At 36.1% G+C, this 18,010-nt stretch carries 16 protein-coding genes and 1 pseudogene; 3 read left to right on the top strand and 14 right to left on the bottom strand.

All coding sequences use genetic code 11. The features are described from left to right. Positions 1-246 precede the first annotated feature (246 nt). The 12 genes from BT999_RS08835 to BT999_RS08890 form a co-directional block, all read right to left on the bottom strand. Positions 247-1,149, bottom strand: a complete 903-nt coding sequence (locus tag BT999_RS08835) for a hypothetical protein (protein ID WP_072697425.1) — start codon at positions 1,147-1,149, stop codon at positions 247-249. Between the two features lie 48 nt (positions 1,150-1,197). After that, the gene (locus BT999_RS08840) at positions 1,198-1,725 is read right to left on the bottom strand and encodes a hypothetical protein (RefSeq protein ID WP_072697426.1); all 528 of its coding nucleotides are present in this window, start codon (positions 1,723-1,725) and stop codon (positions 1,198-1,200) included. A gap of 24 nt (positions 1,726-1,749) precedes the next feature. Beyond that, entirely contained in the window at positions 1,750-2,508 is a 759-nt protein-coding gene (locus BT999_RS08845; protein ID WP_072697427.1) for an ankyrin repeat domain-containing protein, read from the bottom strand. A 68-nt stretch (positions 2,509-2,576) separates the two neighbouring features. Further along, the gene (locus BT999_RS08850; protein WP_072697428.1) at positions 2,577-3,884 is read right to left on the bottom strand and encodes a phenylacetate--CoA ligase family protein; all 1,308 of its coding nucleotides are present in this window, start codon (positions 3,882-3,884) and stop codon (positions 2,577-2,579) included. A 190-nt stretch (positions 3,885-4,074) separates the two neighbouring features. After that, on the bottom strand, positions 4,075-4,710 hold the full coding sequence (locus BT999_RS08855; protein WP_072697429.1) for a flavodoxin family protein: 636 nt from the start codon (positions 4,708-4,710) through the stop codon (positions 4,075-4,077). Positions 4,711-4,751: 41 nt separating this feature from the next. Continuing rightward, positions 4,752-6,140 carry a hypothetical protein gene (locus BT999_RS08860; protein WP_072697430.1) on the bottom strand — a complete coding sequence of 463 codons (1,389 nt, stop codon included), beginning with the start codon at positions 6,138-6,140 and terminating at the stop codon, positions 4,752-4,754. Between the two features lie 45 nt (positions 6,141-6,185). Next, positions 6,186-7,604: a CAP domain-containing protein gene (locus BT999_RS08865; protein WP_072697431.1), complete on the bottom strand. Its 1,419-nt coding sequence runs from the start codon at positions 7,602-7,604 to the stop codon at positions 6,186-6,188. Beyond that, entirely contained in the window at positions 7,585-8,757 is a 1,173-nt protein-coding gene (locus BT999_RS08870; RefSeq protein ID WP_072697432.1) for a DUF362 domain-containing protein, read from the bottom strand. Before BT999_RS08870 ends, BT999_RS08865 begins: the two co-directional genes overlap by 20 nt. A gap of 31 nt (positions 8,758-8,788) precedes the next feature. After that, positions 8,789-10,879 (bottom strand): NAD-dependent DNA ligase LigA, encoded by a 2,091-nt coding sequence (ligA, locus tag BT999_RS08875; protein ID WP_072697433.1) that lies wholly within the window; start codon positions 10,877-10,879, stop codon positions 8,789-8,791. Between the two features lie 58 nt (positions 10,880-10,937). Beyond that, on the bottom strand, positions 10,938-11,285 hold the full coding sequence (locus BT999_RS08880) for a type II toxin-antitoxin system PemK/MazF family toxin (RefSeq protein ID WP_072697434.1): 348 nt from the start codon (positions 11,283-11,285) through the stop codon (positions 10,938-10,940). Next, a complete protein-coding gene (locus BT999_RS08885; RefSeq protein ID WP_072697435.1) occupies positions 11,273-11,848 on the bottom strand; it encodes a tetratricopeptide repeat protein in 576 nt (191 codons plus the stop codon). Before BT999_RS08885 ends, BT999_RS08880 begins: the two co-directional genes overlap by 13 nt. Positions 11,849-11,965: 117 nt before the next feature. Next, positions 11,966-13,306 (bottom strand): UDP-glucose dehydrogenase family protein, encoded by a 1,341-nt coding sequence (locus BT999_RS08890; RefSeq protein ID WP_072697436.1) that lies wholly within the window; start codon positions 13,304-13,306, stop codon positions 11,966-11,968. Between the two features lie 422 nt (positions 13,307-13,728). Between BT999_RS08890 and BT999_RS08895 the strand changes: the two genes are divergently transcribed. Together BT999_RS08895 and acpS are read left to right on the top strand one after the other, a co-directional pair. Then, positions 13,729-15,273, top strand: coding sequence for a hypothetical protein (locus BT999_RS08895; protein ID WP_072697437.1), 1,545 nt, complete (start codon positions 13,729-13,731; stop codon positions 15,271-15,273). Positions 15,274-15,279: 6 nt separating this feature from the next. After that, entirely contained in the window at positions 15,280-15,660 is a 381-nt protein-coding gene (acpS, locus tag BT999_RS08900; RefSeq protein WP_072697438.1) for a holo-ACP synthase, read from the top strand. A 2-nt stretch (positions 15,661-15,662) separates the two neighbouring features. Here the strand turns inward: acpS and BT999_RS08905 are convergent, their stop codons facing one another. Both BT999_RS08905 and crcB read right to left on the bottom strand, forming a co-directional pair. Continuing rightward, entirely contained in the window at positions 15,663-17,096 is a 1,434-nt protein-coding gene (locus BT999_RS08905; protein ID WP_072697439.1) for a cation diffusion facilitator family transporter, read from the bottom strand. Positions 17,097-17,161: 65 nt separating this feature from the next. Next, on the bottom strand, positions 17,162-17,551 hold the full coding sequence (gene crcB / locus BT999_RS08910) for a fluoride efflux transporter CrcB (RefSeq protein WP_072697440.1): 390 nt from the start codon (positions 17,549-17,551) through the stop codon (positions 17,162-17,164). A gap of 110 nt (positions 17,552-17,661) precedes the next feature. Between crcB and BT999_RS12750 the strand changes: the two are divergent. After that, positions 17,662-17,760 (top strand): annotated as a pseudogene (locus BT999_RS12750) (transposase); the annotation flags it as partial. Positions 17,761-18,010: the final 250 nt, after the last annotated feature.

An 18,010-nucleotide genomic window follows, 5' to 3' on the forward strand; every position in this document is an offset into this window, starting at 1 on the left:
AACAAATAAAGACCATTGCAAAACCAACTCATTTTACAGGAAAAATTGATATCCATTCTTCACAGGTTTATATGCTTTTGAAACTCCATGTAAAATAACTAGTCTGATCAGGGACAACATTAATATCTCTATCAATATCCCATAAGGTTGGCTGATAATTGAAACTGCGTGGGACTATGTCCCAACAAAACTGAAAAGGTAGTAGCCAAAAGCAAAACAGACACAAGAAACAACGAAATTCTTAACCTAAGCCTCTGGAGAAACAAAAAAAGTTTTATCTTCACGAACCCAACCGTGTCGATTTTTAACATCCTTTATTTTTAGCCACAAAAAATCGTCGTCATCAATTATCGCGTCAATTACGCTACAAGAACTATCTCTATTTATTATATATGCAACTTGAGATTTAGTGTCATGATTTTTATATACAGTAACAGGCGACTTTGCATATATACTGACTGGAGGCTGTGAACCCGATATATTGATAACTAGTTTTTCTTTTTTATTTTCAAATAAATGTACTTTTTCCAATGCAATTAATTTATTCCCTCCAGATTGTGTGTCGTACGTATCTCTAGAATACAAATTATACGTGTCTGAATGCAACGAGTATCTTTTTTTGTTTAAAAAATATTTCGTTATCCTAAGGATATTCCCTGTTTTGTCATAAAATTCTAAACTTTTTTCTTTTCTATTAAATCGAGGGGCTGAAAGCCATATTTGTTCATCGCTACCTATTTCAAGATCACTACGCATTCTTTTTATACTTGCAGTTTCAAATATATCATCAATACCATCATATCCATCTTCATCAATTAGGTAGTACCAAATATTCGCACCGTCAGATTTTTTTATGAAAAATTCTACCCTGCCATCAAAGGTCAAGTCCGCAGCAAGAACATCAGGAGCGCCGAACCCACAGCCTTTTTCCACATTTCCGTCCATCAACTCTCCCAGAAGAATGTTATTCTTGCCGTCAAATCTATAAAGAGAACATCCAACCCTAATAATGCTGATATTTTTATTAGCTATACTGATGTTATAGGCAGTATTTTCTTTTCCAAGAGTCAAGGGAACAAAATCATTTGCCACTGATATGTTGCACATATAAGCATAAAAGCAGATTAAAAAAAATGTTATTCGTTTCATAAAAAGAGCCTCAGTTATAAGATTTTTCCCATGCGTATATGGCTGAAATTACCAATAATACTTCTCAATAAATGTACTAATAAGTTCAGAATCTTGTTCCGTGAGTTTAACAGCAGTACAGTCATCGGCATCAAAAAACACACCTTTGGCAGCAAAAACCTCTGTTAATTCTGAATATAATACTATATCTAATAAATCAGAGTTTTCCCCTGTTCCTTCAAGCATTTTCATCTTGAAATTCTTTTTAAACCGCCCCGTACAAACTAATTTAGACACAGTCATCCCATATTCTTTATCAGAAAAATACTCTTTATACCAAGAACGTTCTTGATTATACTTATCACCCCAATCACGCCCTTGAACATGCAAATAAACATCTTTACCAACATATTGATTGTTATTAACATTTTCATTGCTAATCACCAACATATCCGGACACTCACCACATGCCCATCGAGGATACCACAGCGAAACAGTATCTTGCTCCGAAACATAATACGGATACTGCATCAAGAGTTTATAAAATAAAACAGGTGCAAAAATCAGAAATATTACGATAAAAAGTTTTCGTTTCATAAAAAGAGCCTTTTTTTAGTGCCATTATTCTTTTGCACCTAACTGGATTAATTCATTCACTGCGTTAATATTTTTATTTTTTTTGGCAAAAGCTAAAGCACTCACTCCATCTTCGTCTTTTGCATTTATATCAGCACCCTCTTTTACTAATGCCCTAATAATTTCAGGATTTTTATTTTGCCAAGCGGCAGCCATCAAAGCTGTTTTTTCATATTTCGTTCTTGCGTTAACTTCCGCCCCCGCTTTGATTAATGCGTTTATCACAACAGGGTCATTACTCTTGGCGGCAGCTTTCATTAAAACAGTCTCACTCTGTTTATTTTTATAATTTACCTCAGCTCCTGCCTTGATAAATTCAAGTGCAATCGCAGGTTTAGGATTCTCCACGGCAAAAACTAAAGGGACGCCATAGCCGTTATTTTGATTAATTTCAGCCCCTGCTTTAATTAATTCAGCGATAATTTTCGGATTTTCATTTTTCATTGCCGCAAAAGTCAGGGCTGTATTCCCCATTTTATCTTTTGCATTCACATCAACCCCGGCTTTAATAATTTCAGCAATAAATTCCGCATCTTTGCTATAATATACCGCACACATTAGAACGGTTTCATTATCTATCGCTTTTAAATTTATATCAGTCCCTAATTTAATAACTGCCTTAAATTCTTCTATTTTGTTCTCTTTAATCAGCTCAAACAACTCTTCAACCGTCGCACTATAAGCAGGCAAACAAAGACACTGTAAAAACAAAAAAACACAAGTTAAAACCATTAGTTTACGCATAAAAATATCCTCAAAAAAAAACTCCAACACCTACAAAGATGCTGGAGTTTATTTATTATAACAAATACTTAGTCCTTTCTTTTATCAACAACTCTGATCGCTTTACCTTCGCTTTTGGGCAATGAATTTGCCTCAACCAAGTCAACTTTAGGCGTAAATAAAAGTTCGTCTTTTAAACGCTCCGCTATGTTGCGTTGTAATTGATGCAGGACGCGCATATCTTCTTTCTTTTCTTCTTCAAAGAACGCAGGATTGATTTCAACTTTAACTTGAAGCTGATCTATACTGCCTTCTTTAATAAGTTCAAGCACATAGTTTTGTCCAACTTGAGGGAAAGACAATAAAACCTGCTCCACCTGCATAGGATAAAAGTTACAACCTTTGATAATAAGCATATCGTCAGAACGCCCTAAAATTCTATCAATACGGCGATGTTCTCGCCCACAAACACAAGAACCATTAATAAAACGACTCAAATCACGAGTTCTATAACGTAAAATCGGCATACCCTTACGGCATAAAGTAGTAAAAACCAACTCTCCGATTTCGCCATCTTTAACGGGTTCTAAGGTTTTAGGATCAATGATTTCAACAATATAAGCATCTTCCCAAACATGCAGACCATTTTGTGCAATACATTCAAATGCAACGCCAGGCCCGTTCATTTCAGACAAGCCATAAGAGTTAAAGGCTCTTAAACCCAATAAATGTTCTATACGCTGGCGAGCTTCTTCCGTATGCGGTTCTGCTCCGATTAAAGCGATTTTAGCGGGTAATTCCCTAGGGTCAAAACCGTCTTCTTTTAATTTTTCGCCAATATGTAAGGCATAAGAAGGTAAAATATGTACGGCTTTAACTTTAAAATCTTGGATAAATTTTAGTTGGCGACGAGTGTTACCCGCTCCGGCAGGAATAGTCATACAACCGAGCCTTTCCGCCCCATAGTGAATCCCGAGTCCACCGGTAAACAAACCGTAGCCTGCCATATTTTGAAAGCTGTCTTCTCTGCGAATTCCGACCATATACATACAACGAGCCATTAAATCAGCCCAAGAATTAATATCATCTTGAGTATGACAAATAACAGTCGGCGTTCCCGTTGTTCCGCTTGAAGCATGAAGACGCACGATTTCAGAGCGTGGAGTAGCTAAAAAAGCATCAGGATAACCGGCACGCAGATCATCTTTAGTTGTGAAGGGAATTTTTTTTAAATCATCTAAGCTTTTTATAGTCGAAGCATTAATTTTAGCTTCTTTTAGTTTTTTTGCATAATAAGGTGCTTTTAAAGCTTGTTCAACTGTATTTTGCAAGCGTACTAATTGTGCTTTGTTGATTTCGTCTCGTGTCCATTTTTCTTCTTCATGCAAACAATCCATAACCTACTCCGCTATTTTTTATTATTTTCAACTTATAAATCGCTAAAAGCCTTTAAAAGAGATAACAAGTTTTAGAAAAATACACTAGCGAGAAATTGAGGTTTTTAGATTTTTCTTTTGTTATCAAGTTATAAAAAATGCTAAACTCATTTTAAAACAAGCTTAGCATTTTACATATTATTTCAAGATATTAACGAATAAAATTCATATAAACTTTATCTTCACGAGCCGGAGGAGTAACCACGCCCTTTCCGTTTTCGACAAGTTTTAAAAGCCACGCCATGTTTTTTCCTAACATACGCATAACTTGCATACCTTCGAGGTCTTGTTCTACTTCGCCGGGGTTCATGCCGTATGTTAAAGTCCAATAGTTAGAATTTGGCATAAGCATTTCGTTATATTGTAGATATTTGTTGAGCTGATCAACAACATGAATACCGCCCGCACGACGCACAGCAGCCACAGAAGCCCCGACCTTGTGTCTTAATAAACCGCCATTAACAGCGGAGACATAAAACACACGGTCTAAAAAGCCTTTCATATTTCCGCTCATGTTCGCAAAATGCACGGGCGAACCTAAAACTATGCCGTCCGCTTCGGCTAATAAAGGAATACTGCTATTCACAATATCAGTATCAATCGCACATTTCATGTTTTGTTTTTTTCTACAAGTTCCGCAGTGAATACAGCCACTAACAGGCTTTGTCCCGATTTGTAACATTTCGGTTTGAATGCCGGCGGCGTTAAGCTCCGCTCCAACTGTATTTAAGGCTAAAGCGGTATTGCCTTTTGATCTTGGGCTACCGTTAATTAATAATACTTTCATGTGGTTATCCTTTTATATTTGGGGTTTGGTTAAAGTTTTTGTTATTTTGTAGGGTTTATGGTGGATTTTAAACTACTAGCCATACTAGCCATAGTCGCCATTGTTTTTAACATTTCTTGTTGTATTGCCAAAATATCATTAGAATTTTTACTGTTGATATAACCATTATCTGGGAGTTGTAACATGGAGTCAGTCATTTTTAGAATTAAGTTTTGGCGTAAATCACTTTTATCATCAATATTTTTCATGATTTCAATACAATTTGCAAGTGCTGTTGCTAAACGATAATAATTTTCTTGGATATTTCTACCAACTTTATACATTTTTCCACACCAAAGCATAGCAGAAATAAGCAGAAAGAAAAATAACATACGTGGAGCAATAAAGATAAGAAAAGAAAAAATATCAAAACTATCTTTGGGTACAGATGGAGAATTCAAACCAGGAGCTATTCCATCAAGTGCTTTTTTTATATAATCAACAATACTGATATTAGGTGAAATTATTGTAAATAATATCACAATAGTCATTAAAAACAACACAACCGCTGTTCGCAACCACCATTTATTAGGCACATCAAACTTTTCAGCTAGTTCATCAAAATTACTAGCATATACAATATTAATAACTCTTTTTTCAGCAGTATTTATGACTTTTGAAACTTTTTCTTCACCAGTGTTGATAGCTTTCGAAATTCTTGTTTCAAATCCTTTAACTTGTTGTTCCATTTTAAAGATTTGAAGTTCCTTGCCATATAAATAAAGTAAAGAATTTAATGTATTTTGTTCTTCTAAGGTTAAATTGTCTTGAGACAAAATTTTATCAAGAAAAAATTTTATACTCTGTCGTTGTTTCTCTAAATTTGATGTAGCTTTTTCAAAATCACTTAGCTCAGTATTGATATTAAAAAGAGAAAAATCACCTGACATTATCCAAGGATAAAGAACCTTGATTTCTTTACCGTTCACTTGATAGTCTTGAATATGCTGATTCTTCAACATAGACCACAACGGAACAAGCGTTCGGAATAATTCCTTAGACTTAATTAATAATTCTAAATGTGCAAGGATATTCTTAATATAAGGATGATTATCAAAACAACTGTTTATAGATGAAGTTGCGTTTTGAATATTATCAACAATAATTTTTAGTTCATCACTAGAAAATATTAAATCATCATCTAGAAGGCTAGATTTATTATTAATCGCATTTTCTACAAGAGAAATAAGACTCCAATCCGAAGTACCAAAGTAAAAAACAATATATTCACTAATAACAGAATATACACTATCCACTATCGCCAATTTAGATTTAGGGTTATTTTTTTCTCTTTTTATTTTTTTTATCGCCTCATAAAACCCCTCCAAAGCGGTAATAAAAGTTCTATTACCGCTCGGAGTTCCATTATTATCATCTGGTGTTTGCGTCATAATCAATGCCTTTTATTATAAGACCTTATTTATCAGACCAAAAAACTACTTGCCTTTAACTAAGTCCAAGACCCAAATTTTACCACCGTTTGGTTCAAAGGCTATCCCCGCACTATCAAAAGACGGCGACATGATTTTTTCACAATTAAACGGATTATTTATCCAAGTATTAAAGGTGGCTTGAGCGTTAAACTGCCCTTTTGCCAATAATTCTTCTATTTTTGTCCATCTAAAACCTTCGGCACTAATTCTCGCATCAGCCCCAACACCATCAGGGCTACGCTCGCCAAAAAAGTTGTTTTGTGCCATGTTTTGTACGTGTTTTATAGCCGCATTCGTTAAAGCGGAATTCGGTCTTAAAGCAGGCACGGCAGGCATTTGTTTTGAGCCACACTGTCTTGGTTTAGAACGTGCATCATTAAGCAAATCAAGCAATAACAAGGGTTCTCCGCTTAACGCAACATAACGACTAGCAGCTTGTGGCACTGGAACTGGCGTAACAACCTGATTATTCACAGGGGTATTCACAGATTTATTTACTGGCTGATTTACTTGATTATTTATAGGAACTACCACACCCGAACTACCAACGATTTGAACAGGCACTGTATTAGCGTTAGTTTGCACAGTACCCGCCATGTTTCCAACCAACTTATTAGCATCATTCGCCGTATTCACCGGCAAATTATTCGAATTAACTTGAGAAGACGGCATTGTTCCCAAGACTACCTGTTTTCCATCAGGACCTTGATAAACCACCGTTGTTTCTTGACCCGCAATATTTCCGCTCCCCTTCGCCTGCTCCATTGTCTTCGCTATTGGAGGCGTTTGGAGATTTTGAGCAGTTTGCACAGGTTCGGGTTCCGTTAAAGGAACAGACTTAATATTAGAACCCGCATAAGGCTTAACCGGCACAATCGGCGGAGCTTGTTCCGTTTTGTTTTGTTGCATCATCTGCCAGCGGTCTGTATCTTTTATATCAACAGGCACATCATCACCGGGTCTGGACGCAGCATGCACATCAGCCAAAACAACAACTATGCGGTCGCCATTGTCAAATACGCCAATGTTGTTAAAATTTCCCATTAAACTATTGCAATCTTGAGCTTTTATTGCCTCAAAAGCCTGCTTGGGCGGAAGTTTGGGAATAGTATATAACATAGTCGTTACGCTAGTTAAACCTTGTTCACTAATCGCCACTTTTAAATCTTTTCCGCTAATGGTTTGTTCCGCAGCTTTTTTTAATGGCTCTGAAATCGTTAACGGACTAAGATTATTATGTTTAGAACCATCACAACCAACACCGCCTTTGCGATACATTTCAATCATATAAGCAATAACAGTCGAATCGTCGGCAAATTGTGCCAAAACAATATTTGGTAAAAAAACACACGACAAAAGCAAGACAAAACCGAGCTTGGTAACAAAAAACAAAGATTTTAACTTAGATTTTAACAATTTCATATTCTAAACTCCCCATTCCTAATTTTTCAGCATAACTTAATTGAATTTCACCAACAGTATAATCCCAAACACCTTTAAACTTATCTTCACCCGGAGCATAGTTTTTTTGCAAGTGCGAATGAGAAATTCCTTGTTGGGCGTTAACCATATCAAAACACGCCTTGTCTAAGGCTACCGGGTCAAGAGACGCCATAATCCCAAGGTCTGGCACCATTGGAGCATCACTCCAAGACGCACAATCACAATCAGGCGTAATATTTAACAAAAGGTTTATATAAATTATTTTTGTTTCGTTATCTTTAGTTGATTTATCTCTGGTAACACCATAGGCATATTCCGCCATACGCTCATTAAAAGGTATCATTTCCGTACCAAAATCAATAGCAATAGCGTCATATTTACAAACAGTTAAACACTCGCCGCAACCAATACATTTATCTTTATTTATGCTCGCTTTGGGTTTTTCATTTTCTTTCTTAGTAACAATGGCTTTAGGATTTAATATTTCTTTATGCACAAAACTAATTGCATCTTCGGGACAATGAGCAATACACATTCCACAGGCGGTACAGTTTTCTATTTTAGTATGAAAGCGAGAAGCGTGTTGTTCTTTTTTTCCCTGCCCCGGTGCACAACCCATCGCTAAGTTTTTTATCGCTCCGCCAAAACCGGCGAGTTGATGACCTTTAAAATGCGATAAAACAACCATGGCGTTTGCGGCGTGGATAGCTTCGGCAATTTTAACTTTTTTAAAATGCTTGCCTTTAATCGGGCATTCTATAAAGTTACCGCCTTTTAAACCATCAGCAATAATAATCGGGGCGTTAATAGTAGCAAAGCCAAAACCATGTTCCAAAGCGGTCATTAAATGGTCAACCGCATTATGACGACTTCCTTTATATAAGGTATTGGTATCAGTAACAAAAGGCTTTCCACCTAAAGATTTTATTTCATCAACAATAGAACGCACAAAAACAGGGTTCATAAAAGTATCATTTCCACGTTCGCCAAAATGCACTTTTACCGCTGTTAAAGCGTCTTTTTCTATTATGTTTTTAAGACCTATTTTTTTTAATAACTTCTTTATTTTATTAATTTTACTTTCTTTAAAATCTCTTGACCTTGCATCAGAAAAATATACTTTTGATTTCATTGTAAACTCCTTAAGGGTTATAGCTTGTCAACTATTGAATCAATAATGCATTAAACTCCGTTTCATTCAATATTGCAAGCCCTAATTCCTCTGCTTTTTTTAGTTTTGAACCGGCTTTTTCTCCAACAACTAAATAATTGAGATTTTTACTTACGCTTGAGGCTATTTTTGCCCCATATGCTTTTGCTTTTTCTTCCGCCTCTGAGCGAGGAATCGTTAAAGAACCTGTAAATAATATTGTTTTATTAAATAAAGGGTGGGCAGTGTTTAAAGTTAAAGGCTTTGTGTCTTTTTCAATCGGGTTCAAGCCCAGTTCTTGTAATTCTTTTAAAACTCTTAAATTAATCGGGTCAGAGAAATAAGTACAAATCGATTTTGCGACTTCTTCACCAATACCGTTAATATTTTGCAGTTCTTCAAAAGACGCATTTTGTATATTCTCCAAACTACGAAAATAATCCGCCAAAAGCTTTGCGGTTTCTGCTCCAACGTGGCGAATGCCTAACGCACTGATTAAACCGCTTAAACTAGCGTTTATCTTTGCTTCTTCCAAAGCTTTTAATAGATTATCCGCAGACTTACTACCCATACGCTCTATGCTTAACAAATCTATTTTTTCTAAACGAAAGAAATCAGCAGGGCTTTGAACTAATTTTTTATCAATCAAAATCTCCACCCAACGCTGACCTAAACCTACAATATCTAAGCCCGCTTTAGAAACAAAATGAATAAGCGACTGTTTTAAAATAGCAGGACAAAGACTGTTAACACAACGCCAAGCCGCTTCGCCCTCTTCTCTTTTAGCAGGTTCTCCACAACTTGGGCAGACATGCGGAAAGTCAAAAGGGGCTAAACCTTCGGCTGGTCTAGCTTCTAAAATCGGGCGTAAAACTTCGGGAATAACGTCGCCAGCTCTTTGAATAACCACTAAATCACCAATGCGTAAGTCTTTTGATTTAATCATATCTTCATTATGTAAAGTAGCATTGGTAACGGTTACTCCAGCTAAAGCAACCGGCTCTAAAACAGCAACAGGCGTTAAAGCACCTGTGCGTCCGATTTGAATTTCAATATCTAACAAGCGAGTTTGAGCTTGATAAGCAGGAAATTTTAACGCCAAAGCAAAACGTGGAGCCCGAGCAGTAAAACCAAGCTTTTTTTGTAAGGCTAAACTATTTATTTTTGCGACAACTCCATCAATTTCAAAAGGTAAACTATCTCTCGCTGTCTCTAATTCTTTATAAAAGTTCCAAACAGCCTCAGGCGTTTCACAAAGACGCACAATAGAAGGCAGGGCAAAGCCAAAAGCCGCTAAAGCGTGCATCATTTCCGCTTGAGTAGACCAAATATTACTGGCTGAAAAATCTGTATTTTGTGTTTGTTCAGCATTATTTAATTTCACCGCCCCAACACCATAAGCAAAAAATCTTAAAGGGCGTTGACTGGCTATTTTTGGGTCAAGCTGACGCACAGAACCCGCGGCGGCATTGCGTGGATTGGCAAAAATTTTATCTCCACGCCCTGCTTGGGTTTGATTGAGTTTTTCAAAATCAGCCTTGTTAATAACAACTTCTCCACGCACTTCCAATAAATCAGGAACTTCGAGTTGTGTTCCATTTTTTGTTTTAGTGTGTAGCTTTAACGGAATATTTTTAATTGTGCGAATATTTGCCGTAACCAGCTCGCCTACTTCACCGTCGCCTCGAGTCAAAGCCGAAACAAACACACCCTTTTCATAAATAAGCTCAATAGCAAGCCCGTCCATTTTGGGGTCTGTCCAAAACATCAAGTCATTTTTGGTTAAAGCCGGGCTAAAACGTAATATTTTTTGTATAAATTCGTTCCATTCCGGTTCGCTAAAAGCATTGTCTAAACTATACATAGACAAGGTATGAGCTTTGCTTTCGATATTTAATAAAGCCCCGCCCACCCTTGAAGTTATGGAGTTTGGGTCTTTTAAAAGAGGGTATTGTTCTTCCAGACTTTGCAATTCTTTAAACAGCTTGTCGTATTCGTAGTCGCTAATCTCAGGGGTATCTTGAGTATGATAAAGCCAGTTGTGATGCCTTAAACTCGCCTGTAATTCTTGCATTCTTTGTTGTGCTTGTGTTGTATTGGTCATGGGTTATAATTTAATTGTTTAGTGTTTTATTTTTTCATGTAAAATTAAATAGCAGGCTTTATTTTTTTATAAAGTCTGCTATTTTTTCTTTTAAGCTTGTTAAAAGTTCGTCTGGGACACGGCCTGTTTTATTTCTAATTCTCGTTTCGTTTACAACAAATAAACGAGAATAACGAATTACAGATTCTCGAGGTAAACCAGCTCTTCTTTGGTTGTTCATATCAAGTGCATAAATATATGGATCACAAAGACCTTTGCTAGTTATCATTGCAACCAAAAAATCGTTATTCGCAAGAGCCTTTATAATTACTACAGGGCGAACTTTACTCTGACTTAAATCAGAATAATCAAAAGGAACAAAAACAACATCACCTGAAACATATTGGGGTGTATTTATTTGTCCCATGCTGTCTCCTCTTCAGTTTTTCCCCAATCTCTTAGAGCAGAAGAAGAGGTAGCATATAAATCTAGTTCTTTATCTTCTTTTATAGTTTCTTCTTTGCCTGCATTGAACCCGCTAAAATCAAAACTTTTGCCTGTAATTTTTTCATATTGTTTGCTTAGTTGCTTTAACAAAACTTTATCTTCTGCTAAAAAGGCATATTCAATTGCCTTCACAATATAAGAAACTCTCACTCCATCAAGAGATATTGCCTTAAGTGCATATCTTATAGCTTTCTCAAGCTCTCCTGTGTTGCGAAAAAAGACTGCATAATTATAATATACTTCGGCATCATTGGGGTTTAAGCGTATCGCAGTTTCATAACATTCTTGGGCTTTTTTTATTTGCCCCAATAAAGCATAATAAGAGGCATGATAGGCATTTCCTTTAGCTGGATCTATCTTTTTGATATATTGAGCAATAAAAGATTCAAGTTTATATTGCTCAATATCTGATAAGCATTCTCGCCATGCTTTTTCAAACAAAGCAATAATATCATTTTGGATTGTTTGAGCTTGTGCTTTCATTTTATCTACCTAGCCTATTAAATATTACATTAAATACTTATTTATAACAAAGTTCTATTTACAATTCATCTTAACTTATAACTAAGCATTATTTTACTTAGCACAAGCCATGCCTCGTTAAGCCTTTCCTACGCTCAGATAAGTAAAGCCAAGTTCTTTTAAAGTCGCATCAGAATATAAATTACGCCCATCAAAAATCAATGGATTTTTCAAGCTTTCTTTTATGCGTTTAAAGTCAGGGGTTCTGAATTGATTCCATTCTGTAACGACCAAGAGAGCGTCTGCATTTTTCAACACATCATATTGATTATCCATAATGCTAACTAAAGGATTATTTTTTAAGATGTTACGTGCGTTATTATGAGCCACAGGGTCAAAGGCTTGAATCTTCATGCCATGTTTTGTTAAATCTTGAATAATACTTAAAGAAGCGGCATCTCGCATATCATCAGTATTCGCTTTAAAAGCCAAGCCCCATAAAGCAAGGGTTTTTCCATGGACGCTATTTTCTGATTTAGTCATTTTGTCAAAATAAGCTCTAATACGCTCAGCCATACGCACTTTTTGGCGATTATTAACGTTATCAACCGCTTCTAATAATTCAGGAGCAAAGTTATATTTGCGGGCTGTATGAATAAGCGCCTTAACATCTTTAGGAAAACAAGAACCACCATAACCAAGACCGGGATAAATAAAGTGATAACCAATACGATGATCCGCCCCAATTCCGGTACGCACATCTCTAACATCCGCCCCAACTTGTTCACACAAATTAGCGATTTCATTAATAAAAGATATTTTTGTTGCGAGCATGCAGTTCGCTGCATATTTAGTCATTTCAGCACTGCGTACACTCATTACGATTAATTTATCACGACTGCGTGCAAAAGGTGCATAAAGCTCTTTTAATAAACTAGCACTCTTTTCGCTACTTGTTCCGACAATTACTCTATCAGGCTTCATAAAGTCTTGAACAGCGTCGCCCTCTTTTAAAAATTCAGGGTTAGAAACGACATCAAAATCAATATCAACCTTACGTTTTTTTAACTCAGCGGCAATCAGCTCACGCACAAAGTCGGCTGTTCCTACCGGTACTGTTGATTTATCAACAATAACTAAAGGTTTTTGCATTTGACTACCAATTTCTTTGGCTACGGCTTCAACGTATGATAAATCACAAGAACCATCATCACCGGACGGCGTGCCTACACAAATAAATACAAGTTCTGAGTTTGATAAGCCTTCTGTTAGTTTTGTGGTAAAAACCAAACGCCCATCTTTAAAATTTTGTTGGACTAACTTTTCTAAACCCGGCTCATAAATATGAACTTCACCATTTTTTAATTTTTCTACAACCTTGGGGTTTACATCAACACAAACAACATCATTACCCATTTCAGCAAAACAAGCCGCACTCACTAAACCCACATAACCTGTTCCCACTATACAAACACGCATTATATACTCCAGATTTTTATATTTTTTATAAATAAAAAAACAAACAATTCTATTTTATTTATTATATTAATAAAAGTCAAAACATGCAAGCCAGACCCAAAGATTTTCTTGAATAAAACAAAATTAAGACCATTGCAAAACTCTGTTTTGCGTGCTTTTATCATCGTTTTATGCTCTGTATACCATAACATAAAACGTCTTAAGCCACAAAAAACACTCGTTTTATAGGAAAATTAAATTTTTCTTATTTGTGTTTTGGGGAGTGTCGTCCTAACGGAAGCCACTTAGAGACTATTGTGCAATAGCCTCTAATTCGCAGCATAAAAAACAAAAATCTTGCGTTAAACATTTTTTTTTGATAATACTAAAAGGATAAAATAATTTATCAAAATTATACTATAAAATTCATACGAGGGATCAGAATGAAAAAACAACACATTTTTATAATAGCAATTTTTGCTGTTATGGCTGTTGCTTACTTTGGCGTAAGCACAGTTGAAAAACGCACGGAAGACTCCTTGCGTCAAGCCTTTATTGCCGGTTTTAAACAAACTGCACCAAACGAAACCATTACCGTTGGCGACGTTAAATATTCCATGTTTAATAAGTCTATAAGCTTAAGCAACATTGAAGTTCCGGCTAACCCTAGTAATCCTAACAATCCTACTTTCAAAATTGAAAATATTAACCTTGAACTAAATAAAACCTTTTCTGATTCTTTTGTTATTGAAGATCTCAAATCTGTCAGAGTTACCGGTTTATCGGCAACAAACACCGCCACGTCTTTAAAGCTCAAAGAATTTTTCCTTGCTAAGCCACAACTTAATCTTGCTGTTGCCATGCCGGCTTTCCAACAAATGATTGTCGCAAAAAGCCAAGAGAATATCGTTGGAATTATTGAACAAATAGAAATTTTAAGCGAAAACTTCAGCTATGAAAACCTGTTGTTTGCAGGTTTTGAATTTAGTGAAGGCAAAGATATAGCCAAACTTGAGCGTTTTGAATTCAAAAATGTAAAGAACAATATTGCAGAATCTTTCACAATCAAGAACTTTTTCTTTTCTATAACTACCGGAGATTCTTTCAACGTTGAAAGTATAGAAACCACAAACATGCCAGTGATTGCCGGTTTCAGATATTTATCAAACGTAGATAACTTTCTTGTTGACGGAAGCCAAAAGTTTGATTTTAAAAACGTCAGCCTTACTAAAGGAAACGACAAACTCCTTTCTATCGCCAACATTAATTTCGATAGCAATATAAAAGATAAAAAAATAACCGGAACAGCGAACATAAAAGACGCAACTATCCATAATGCGACTGATAAAATGATGCTTCCTCCGCCTGTACAAGCCATCTTTACTGAAAATAAACTTAAAGATGCCGTATTTAATTTGACACTGGAAACCGAGCTTGATTTTGTAAAAAACACAATGAATGTAAAAAATTACAAGATCAACATGAACGAACTTGTCGGAGTTACAACTGAATATCAAATAAACTCTACTGACTTAAAACAATATTACAAAGATTATTTCACCGGGTTAACTGATTTCATCAGAGTGGCGTTAGACAATGATAAAGATAATAATGGCAACATGTTAGCCATTCTACAAAAATTGTCCGACGGCGATAACTTAAGCTTAGTCTCAGCATCATTTACTTTTGATGTCAAAACGCAAGTTAGAGAAATGCTCATTAAAGCAGCAAAAGCATTGAACCCAAGCTTAACTGATGAAGCAATCGCAACTCAACAAAAAATGATGGAAGAACAAGTTGCACAAGGTTTAGCTTCTTTTAACTTAACAGGTTTAAAAGACCCGATAAACAGCTTTATTGCTAACTTTGGTCAAATTACCTTTAAAATTAACCCCAAAGAACCTATTCCATTTACCGTGTTCCAAACCCCTCCAACACCTGAAACCATTAGTAGTCTTAACCTAACCGCAACTCATCAGGCTAACTAAGCCACAATGATTATAGGTTTAGGAATAGATATAGTTGATATTAACCGTCTGAAACGTTCTTATGAGCGTTTCGGGCGGTCTTTTTCCGACCGCATTCTTCATTCGGAAGAATTAAAAAACCTGCCTCATAACCCGGAACAAATTCCAACTTTTTTAGCCTCTCGCTTCGCCGCCAAAGAGGCAGCCGTAAAAGCCCTTGGCACAGGGTTTAGCCAAGATATCCACCTGCAAGATATTGAAGTAAAAAAAGAAAGTAACGGAGCACCGCTTTTAATATTGCATAATCAAGCAAAAAAACGCTTTGATGAACTTGGTGCCACCAATAGCTTTATTTCTATAAGCCACGAAAAGACAATGTGTGTTGTAGTCGTAATTTTAGAAAAATAGTTTTACAGCTTTGGTTCTGTATGAATAATAACCAAGTCTAAATCAGGCATCGTTTTATAAAGTTTTGCCTGCACTCTCGAAGAGATTTCATGAGCATCTCTCACAGATAAATCAGGTGGCATATGACAATGAAAACTTAATTGTTTTCCGTCCTGCGATTCTCTAAATAAAACTTTATGTACATCAAAAATTTTCTCTTCGCCTAATATTGCATCTTCAATAACATTTTTACGAGTGCTAAGTTCTTCTTTATTTACGGAATAAGCCGCAAGATGTTTTTGCTCTCTTGGTTCAAGATGCGAAATTATAGTTATATTAGAAAGTTCTTTTCTTAGATCTTTTTCAAATTTATTCACTAAATTATGTGCATTCAATAAAGTTTCATTAGGTTCAACTTCTACATGAAGCTGTAAAAGTTCTTTTAACGCCCCACCACTTTCTGTTTCAAACTCCGAAAACTTAATCGCATGCACCTCTAAGCCATAAACCGAAGCAATTCTTTTAACCTTTGAGATATGATCAAGTTGCTCTATAGGAAAGGGTAAAAACTCAATGGTAATTTCAATAGTTGAATCAAGTTTAGCCATTTCAAGGTTAATCTTTTGACGAATTTCATCAGTTTGTTCAAGCAAAACAGCCGTTTTTAAAACAACAGCCAAGTCCGCAAAAACCTTAGACCCGCTGTGTCTTAAACGTAAACGCTCAATTGAATATACACCGGGAATAGCTTTAACAAGTTCTGTCATTGTTTTTTCAAGCTCAACATCGCCTGCGTCCAACAAAATATTAACAGCTCTCACCGCAAGCTTAAAACTTACATTAATAACAATAGCGGCAACGCCTAAGGCCGCCAAGGCATCAGCACGCTCAAACAAGATTCTTAAAACAGAACCCTCGGGGAAAAACGAAGCCAAATATAACGCCAATAAACCCACGATAACAACGGCTGATGACCATATATCCGTATAAAAATGTAAAGCATCGGCCTCTAAAGCCTGACTTTTATGCTTTTTGGCTACTCGCATTAACATTCTGGCACGAGAAATATCAACAACGATAGAAACAGCCATTATCCCTAAACCCCAGAGTGAAGCCTCTACCAAAACAGGGTTGAAAAACAAGCGATTAATAGACTCGTAGACAATCCAAATACAGGTAACAAGCAACAATAACGCCTCAACAAAGGCGGATAAATTTTCTATTTTACCATGTCCGTAGGGGTGTTTTGAATCAGCCGGATTCGAAGCATAACGTACGGCAAAAAGAGTCAAACCGGCGGCAACTAAGTCAAGAGAGCTATGCAAAGCTTCTGATAAAATACCCAAGCTATTTGTAGAAAGACCAACAACAAGCTTAAGACCGGTTAAAAATAACGCCGCTAAAACAGAGGCTGAGGCCGCCTTACTCGTTTCATGCTTACGCTCTTCTTCGTACATTAAACACTCCAACTATTAACAATAATCTCAATAAGATACTAATATATAAAAATAATATACAACAACTAAGAATAAAAGTTTTTTAACAAATTATAAGTTCCAAAACCTAAAAAAGTCATCAATAAAGAACCGCAAACATTTAAAGCGATTGTACATAATGCCCAAAACATACGTGCATCTTTTAATAACAAACTTGTCTCTAACGAAAACGCCGAAAAAGTTGTTAACGCACCTAAAAATCCGGTAATAATAAATAAACGAAGCTCAGGGGAAAGTTCAGAGAAGGTTGAAAACACTCCAAAAAAGATACCTATTAAATAACCGCCTATTAAATTAGCAGACAAAGTTCCCAAAGGAATATACATTAAAAAGCCATTAAGCCAAAGACTCAATAACCAACGCAAACTCGCCCCTAAAGATGCACCAAGACTAATCGCCAACAAAGATTTTAACATTTATTTATGCTCGTCATTTTAATAAAAGTATAACAGGCGTATATCATAGCTATAGATATTTGTCATTATTGTTCATTCTGTTAAAAGAAATTTATCGCAAGGACATCATTTTCGTGAAAAATAATGGAATAACAGAAGGCTTTCACCAGAAAATGAAGTTGATACAACGTCGGGTTTATGGGCTCTCCCTCAAAGACGGGGGCAGGTAGAAAAAATCTAATAAAAAAGACATACTGCCATAAAGCGGTATGCCTAACAGGGCAAAACGCGATTCCGACCAAAGAAAGGAGATCGCCCTGTGGAAAGAATTCTAATCGGTTTGCCAGAATTTACAATAGAAAATGTTGTTTCCGCCAAACCCGTGGTATTACAAGTTTCTTGGATGGGACAGGCTGTTTGCCCGCATTGTGGCAGCAAGCAACTGCGTATCAAGGATAGTTTTTGGAGAAGCATAAAAAA

Origin of the sequence: Desulfovibrio litoralis DSM 11393 (genome assembly GCF_900143255.1) — a bacterium.
In the GTDB taxonomy this organism is placed as follows: Bacteria; Desulfobacterota; Desulfovibrionia; order Desulfovibrionales; family Desulfovibrionaceae; genus Frigididesulfovibrio_A; species Frigididesulfovibrio_A litoralis.

Bases quoted from the DNA above. Each gene is read 5' to 3' on its own strand.
- BT999_RS08835 (WP_072697425.1), bottom strand. From the start codon at position 1,149: ATGAAACGAATAACATTTTTTTTAATCTGCTTTTATGCTTATATGTGC.
- BT999_RS08840 (WP_072697426.1), bottom strand. From the start codon at position 1,725: ATGAAACGAAAACTTTTTATCGTAATATTTCTGATTTTTGCACCTGTT.
- BT999_RS08845 (WP_072697427.1), bottom strand. From the start codon at position 2,508: ATGCGTAAACTAATGGTTTTAACTTGTGTTTTTTTGTTTTTACAGTGT.
- BT999_RS08850 (WP_072697428.1), bottom strand. From the start codon at position 3,884: ATGGATTGTTTGCATGAAGAAGAAAAATGGACACGAGACGAAATCAAC.
- BT999_RS08855 (WP_072697429.1), bottom strand. From the start codon at position 4,710: ATGAAAGTATTATTAATTAACGGTAGCCCAAGATCAAAAGGCAATACC.
- BT999_RS08860 (WP_072697430.1), bottom strand. From the start codon at position 6,140: ATGACGCAAACACCAGATGATAATAATGGAACTCCGAGCGGTAATAGA.
- BT999_RS08865 (WP_072697431.1), bottom strand. From the start codon at position 7,604: ATGAAATTGTTAAAATCTAAGTTAAAATCTTTGTTTTTTGTTACCAAG.
- BT999_RS08870 (WP_072697432.1), bottom strand. From the start codon at position 8,757: ATGAAATCAAAAGTATATTTTTCTGATGCAAGGTCAAGAGATTTTAAA.
- ligA (WP_072697433.1), bottom strand. From the start codon at position 10,879: ATGACCAATACAACACAAGCACAACAAAGAATGCAAGAATTACAGGCG.
- BT999_RS08880 (WP_072697434.1), bottom strand. From the start codon at position 11,285: ATGGGACAAATAAATACACCCCAATATGTTTCAGGTGATGTTGTTTTT.
- BT999_RS08885 (WP_072697435.1), bottom strand. From the start codon at position 11,848: ATGAAAGCACAAGCTCAAACAATCCAAAATGATATTATTGCTTTGTTT.
- BT999_RS08890 (WP_072697436.1), bottom strand. From the start codon at position 13,306: ATGCGTGTTTGTATAGTGGGAACAGGTTATGTGGGTTTAGTGAGTGCG.
- BT999_RS08895 (WP_072697437.1), top strand. From the start codon at position 13,729: ATGAAAAAACAACACATTTTTATAATAGCAATTTTTGCTGTTATGGCT.
- acpS (WP_072697438.1), top strand. From the start codon at position 15,280: ATGATTATAGGTTTAGGAATAGATATAGTTGATATTAACCGTCTGAAA.
- BT999_RS08905 (WP_072697439.1), bottom strand. From the start codon at position 17,096: ATGTACGAAGAAGAGCGTAAGCATGAAACGAGTAAGGCGGCCTCAGCC.
- crcB (WP_072697440.1), bottom strand. From the start codon at position 17,551: ATGTTAAAATCTTTGTTGGCGATTAGTCTTGGTGCATCTTTAGGGGCG.